Raw genomic sequence first — 5,468 nt, 5'->3', positions numbered from 1 at the left:
GTCCTGCGCAGTTGAGGCTGCGGGGTGCCGGGAAGGGCTGGAAGGTTCTTCTGGACCGTGTGGAAACGCGGTGGGCGTCTTTGAAAACCGGATAGAAGATAGGAAGCCTTTGAGGGTTCCGCGGGACGTTCTAGGACGGTCCGTGGGATTCAGAGAAATACGACCAGAACATTGTTCCGAGGGGGAGACCCTGAGGATTGAGAGTTCAGGAATATTAAACTTGAGAGTTTGATCCTGGCTCAGAATGAACGCTGGCGGCGTGCCTAACACATGCAAGTCGGATGTGCCGCAAGGTGCATGGCAGACGGGTGAGTAACGCGTGGGGAATCTACCTTTTAGTGGGGAATAACGCTCCGAAAGGAGTGGTAATACCGCATGAGACCGCAGGCTGGGATGTCTGTGGTGAAACCTGGGGACCGCAAGGCCTGGGGCTAAGAGAGGATCCTGCGTCTGATTAGCTAGTTGGCGGGGTAATGGCCCACCAAGGCGACGATCAGTAGCCGGCCTGAGAGGGTGATCGGCCACACTGGAACTGAGACACGGTCCAGACTCCTACGGGAGGCAGCAGTGGGGAATTTTGCGCAATGGACGAGAGTCTGACGCAGCAACGCCGCGTGGGTGATGAAGGTCTTCGGACTGTAAAACCCTGTCGTCAGGGACGAAGGTGGCAGTGTTAATAGCGCTGTTACTTGACGGTACCTGGAGAGGAAGCCCCGGCTAACTCTGTGCCAGCAGCCGCGGTAATACAGAGGGGGCAAGCGTTATTCGGAATTATTGGGCGTAAAGGGCGCGTAGGCGGTTTTTTAAGTCAGATGTGTAATCCCCGAGCTCAACTTGGGAACTGCATCTGAGACTGGAAGGCTAGAGTACTGGAGAGGGTGGTGGAATTCCTCGTGTAGCGGTGAAATGCGTAGAGATGAGGAGGAACACCAGTGGCGAAGGCGGCCACCTGGACAGTAACTGACGCTGAGGCGCGAAAGTGTGGGTAGCAAACAGGATTAGATACCCTGGTAGTCCACGCTGTAAACGATGAACACTTGGTGTGGAGGGAGTTGACCCCTTCCGTGCCGGAGCTAACGCGTTAAGTGTTCCGCCTGGGGAGTACGGTCGCAAGGCTGAAACTCAAAGGAATTGACGGGGGCCCGCACAAGCGGTGGAGCATGTGGTTTAATTCGACGCAACGCGAAGAACCTTACCTGGGCTTGAACTGCAGTGGACCGGTGCAGAGATGTGCCTTTTCGCAAGAACTGCTGCAGAGGTGCTGCATGGCTGTCGTCAGCTCGTGTCGTGAGATGTTGGGTTAAGTCCCGCAACGAGCGCAACCCTTACCCGTAGTTGCCAGCGCGTCATGGCGGGAACTCTACGGGGACTGCCCGGGTTAACCGGGAGGAAGGTGGGGATGATGTCAAGTCCTCATGGCCCTTATGTCCAGGGCTACACACGTGCTACAATGGGCGATACAAACCGTTGCAAAGTCGCGAGATGGAGCTAATCGGAGAAAGTCGTCCTCAGTTCGGATTGTAGTCTGCAACTCGACTACATGAAGGTGGAATCGCTAGTAATCGTGTATCAGAATGATACGGTGAATACGTTCCCGGGCCTTGTACACACCGCCCGTCACATCACGAAAGCCGGGAGCACTTGAAGAGGCTGTGGTAACCCGCAAGGGGGCTAGGTCTCAATGGTGAACTTGGTGATTGGGGTGAAGTCGTAACAAGGTAGCTGTAGGAGAACCTGTGGCTGGATCACCTCCTTTCTAAGGAGAGTCACTTCTAGGAGTGACGAAAGGTCAACGCTTCCGATCGAAATTTCTATCCGGTTTTTAAAGACGCTCGGGCAAGTCTTTGACGAGCGTGCTTGGGCGTGTAATGGGCCCGTAGCTCAGCTGGGAGAGCGCCTGGTTTGCATCCAGGAGGTCGTCGGTTCGATCCCGGTCGGGTCCACCAGCGCCTGCTGGGACACGCAACGGGGGCCTATAGCCCTCCCGCGTGCGAATGCACGAGGGCCTATAGCTCAGTCTGGTTAGAGCGCACGCCTGATAAGCGTGAGGTCGGTGGTTCGAATCCACCTAGGCCCACCACCACTTGCCGGGAGGCAAAGGGTATTCATTGAGTTGAGTTGAGATCCTGCGGGATTTGAATCCAGCTCAAGGCCGCCTCGCGGGGCGGGTCGAAAGACGGAGCTGTTTGACAATCAAATAGAAGGAATAGAGAAGGGTGATCCATGGCGTTGAAGTGACGCTGTGGGCTTAAGGCGAGGCAAGTTTAGCGAATCAACACTCTCGTGGGCCGAAATGAATGATTCATGAATGTGATTCATTGATGGAAGGCCAAGTTACAAAGGGTTGACGGTGGATGCCTTGGCAGATGACAGCGATGAAGGACGTGGTAAGCTGCGAAAAGTCTCGGGGAGTTGCACGCGAACGGTGATCCGGGAATGTCCGAATGGGGAAACCCTCTTGGGTGAAAGCTCAAGAATCTCTTAGCTGAATTCATAGGCTTTGAGAGGCGAACGTGGGGAAGTGAACCATCTCAGTACCCACAGGAACAGAAAACAACAGTGATTCCGGGAGTAGCGGCGAGCGAAACCGGAGGAGCCCAAACCTCCTACGTGTAAGCGGCAGGCGTTGCGTAGGGGGGGTCGTGGGACCTACAGGCTGGAGCTGCCCTCCAGCACAGAGTTACAAAACCGACGGTTAGCGGAACGGCATGGAAAGGCCGGCGAGACAGGGTGATAGCCCCTTACGCGAAAGCCGATCGGACTCTGAGTGGTGTTCCCAAGTATGTCGGGGCACGAGAAACCTTGACAGAATTTGCCGCGACCATGCGGTAAGGCTAAATATGTTCATCTGACCGATAGTGAACCAGTACCGTGAGGGAAAGGCGAAAAGAACCCCGATGAGGGGAGTGAAATAGAACCTGAAACCGTCAATCTACAAGCAGTGGAACCCCTATGGTTTACCAGGGGAACCGCGTGCCTTTTGCATAATGAGCCGGCTAGTTATTTTTAGTGGCGAGGCGAAGCCGAAGAGGCGAAGCCGCAGGGAAACCGAGTCTGAATAGGGCGACAGTCGCTGGAAATAGACGCGAAACGGGATGATCTATCCTTGACCAGGATGAAGTCCGGGTGACACCGGATGGAGGTCCGAACCAGTGTGGGTTGAAAACCGCTTGGATGAGTTGAGGATAGGGGTGAAAGGCCAATCAAATTCCGTGATAGCTCGTTCTCCCCGAAATAGCTTTAGGGCTAGCGTCGGATGTTTCGTCGTGCAGGTAGAGACCTGAATGGACTAGGGGGCTTACCAGCTTACTGAATCCAACCAATCTTCGAATGGCACGCCGTGAAGTCCGGCAGTCAGACTGCGGGTGATAAGATCCGTAGTCGAGAGGGAAAGAACCCAGATCGCCAGCTAAGGTCCCAAAATACATGCTAAGTGGAAAAGGATGTGGATGTGCTTAGACAGCCAGGAGGTTAGCTTAGAAGCAGCTATCCTTTAAAGAAAGCGTAATAGCTCACTGGTCAAGCGGGTCTGTGCCGACAATTCAACGGGGCTAAAGCATGTTACCGAAGCTGCGAACGTAAGTGGTAGGGGAGCATTCCCTACGTCTGTGAAGGTTGACCGTGAGGACAGCTGGAGACATGGGAAGAGACTCTGTCGGCATAAGTAGCGTAAAGACGGGCGAGAACCCCGTCCGCCGTAAGACTAAGGTTTCCAACGCAAGGTCAATCCGCGTTGGGTTAGTCGGACCCTAAGCTGAGGCCGAAAGGCGTAGGCGATGGAAGGCTGGTTAATATTCCAGCACCATGAGCATCTCGTTTGTACGATGCAGGGACGCAGGAAGGTAGGGACGCAGGGCTATGGAATGTTCTGCGAAAGGTATCAAGGGTGGCGCTTAGGGAAGTCCGGGCGTCAACAGCTCAAGGTATCTGACGAAAAGTCCTGATCCTACACTGCCGAGAAAAGCTGCTAAGGAGAGGTGCTTGTGTCCGTACCGCAAACCGACACAGGTAGTCGAGGAGAGAATCCTCAGGCGTTTGAGAGAACTCTGCTGAAGGAACTCGGCAAATTAACCCCGTAACTTCGGGAGAAGGGGTACCACGGTAGGGTTTATAGCCCGAGGTGGTGGCACATAAATGTCCCAGGCGACTGTTTAACAAAAACACAGGTCTCTGCAAACTCCAAAGAGGAGGTATAGGGGCTGACACCTGCCCGGTGCCGGAAGGTCAAGAGGAGCGGTCAGCGCAAGCGAAGCTGCGAATTTAAGCCCCGGTGAACGGCGGCCGTAACTATAACGGTCCTAAGGTAGCGAAATTCCTTGTCGGGTAAGTTCCGACCTGCACGAATGGTGTAACGATCTGGGAACTGTCTCCAGCAGAGACTCAGCGAACTTGTAGCACCGGTGAAGATGCCGGTTACCCGCACTTAGACGGAAAGACCCCGTGCACCTTTACTACACCTTGACATTGAGGTTGGCGTTGGACTGTGCAGGATAGGTGGGAGGCTATGAAACTGGCTCGTTAGGGTCGGTGGAGCCGACGTTGAGATACCACCCTGTTTAACGCTGATCTCTAACTCGCACCCGTGATCCGGGTGGAAGACAATGTCAGGCGGGTAGTTTGACTGGGGCGGTCGCCTCCTAAAGCGTAACGGAGGCGTACGAAGGTTCCCTCAGGCTGTTTGGAAATCAGCCGCAGAGCGCAATAGTATAAGGGAGCTTGACTGCGAGTCAGACACGACGAGCAGGTGCGAAAGCAGGTTATAGTGATCCGGTGGTCCCGAATGGAAGGGCCATCGCTCAACGGATAAAAGGTACGCCGGGGATAACAGGCTGATCTTGCCCAAGAGTTCATATCGACGGCAAGGTTTGGCACCTCGATGTCGACTCATCACATCCTGGGGCTGAAGCAGGTCCCAAGGGTTCGGCTGTTCGCCGATCAATAGTGGTACGTGAGTTGGGTTCAGAACGTCGCGAGACAGTTCGGTCCCTATCTAGTGTGGGCGCAGGAGATTTGAGAGGACCTGTCCTTAGTACGAGAGGACCGGGATGGACTGACCTCTGGTGTTCCAGTTGTGCCTCCAGGTGCAATGCTGGGTAGCTATGTCGGGAAGTGAGAAGCGCTGAAAGCATCTAAGCGCGAAACACCCCTCAAGATGAGATCTCCCTATGAGACCCGTGGTAGACCACCACGTTGATAGGTCGCATGTGCAAGGCCGGTGACGGCTTCAGCTGAGCGATACTAATCGGTCCATCGACTTGACCTTTCATCAATGAATTGCATGACTTCATCACCCACGAACGCTCTACGGAGCTTCGCCTTAACCCTTCTCAACCCTTCTACCCTTCGTCGCGGCTTTTCCCCAGGGGTCACACCCGTTCCCATCCCGAACACGGCCGTTAAGACCTGGAGGGCCGATGATACTGCTCCCCACAGGAGTGGAAAAGTAGGTCGCTGCGACGTTAAATCCC

General features: G+C 54.8%; 2 tRNA genes and 3 rRNA genes. All 5 read left to right on the top strand.

Going from position 1 to position 5,468, the window contains the following annotated elements:
* Positions 1 to 216 precede the first annotated feature (216 nt).
* The 5 genes from MLE64_RS15615 (at position 217) to rrf (ending at position 5,460) form a co-directional block, all read left to right on the top strand.
* Positions 217 to 1,756, top strand: a 16S ribosomal RNA gene (locus MLE64_RS15615).
* Positions 1,757 to 1,870: 114 nt separating this feature from the next.
* Positions 1,871 to 1,946, top strand: a tRNA-Ala gene (locus MLE64_RS15610).
* 56 nt (positions 1,947 to 2,002) lie between these two features.
* Positions 2,003 to 2,080, top strand: a tRNA-Ile gene (locus MLE64_RS15605).
* Positions 2,081 to 2,327: 247 nt separating this feature from the next.
* A 23S ribosomal RNA gene (locus MLE64_RS15600) occupies positions 2,328 to 5,263 on the top strand.
* A gap of 81 nt (positions 5,264 to 5,344) precedes the next feature.
* Positions 5,345 to 5,460, top strand: a 5S ribosomal RNA gene (rrf, locus tag MLE64_RS15595).
* The 16S, 23S and 5S rRNA genes sit together here with 2 tRNA genes alongside, the layout of an rRNA operon.
* Positions 5,461 to 5,468 lie beyond the last annotated feature (8 nt).

It is taken from the genome of Geothrix paludis (assembly GCF_022808815.1).
GTDB classification, from domain to species: domain Bacteria; phylum Acidobacteriota; class Holophagae; order Holophagales; family Holophagaceae; genus Geothrix; species Geothrix paludis.
Note: the sequence above shows the minus strand (reverse complement) of the source record. Positions and strands in the feature narration are given on the sequence as shown.